Annotated in this window: 1 protein-coding gene; it reads right to left on the bottom strand. The window is 42.5% G+C overall.

Features of this window, described 5'->3' with window-relative positions; all coding sequences use genetic code 11:
* Positions 1-185, bottom strand: a 185-nt coding sequence (locus SM754_RS20385; RefSeq protein ID WP_323677969.1) for an eL18 family ribosomal protein, incomplete at its 3' end; no start/stop codon positions are given.
* Between the last annotated feature and the right edge of the window lie 62 nt (positions 186-247).

Raw genomic sequence — 247 nt, 5'->3', positions numbered from 1 at the left:
GGCGATCTGAGTGCAAGCTGATCAAAGGTGATCACCTCTCCGCCAGCTTTGATAATTCTAGCACGAGCTTTTTCTGATACTCTCAAAGCACAAATTGAGAGCTTTGGTAGATCACAAATACGAGCATCATCAGTAACAGTTCCAACACTAACGGATGTTAGGCCTTCGCGACCAGGTTTCTTCATAAGACGAACTATTCTAGCAATCGAAATAGGTGGCCTATTGATTTTGCTCATAAACAATCTTG

The sequence above is a fragment of the Halorubellus amylolyticus genome (assembly GCF_034808145.1).
Lineage (GTDB): Archaea > Halobacteriota > Halobacteria > Halobacteriales > Natrialbaceae > Halorubellus.
The sequence above is the reverse complement of the archived record's forward strand: the minus strand, read 5'-3'. Positions and strand labels throughout refer to the sequence as shown.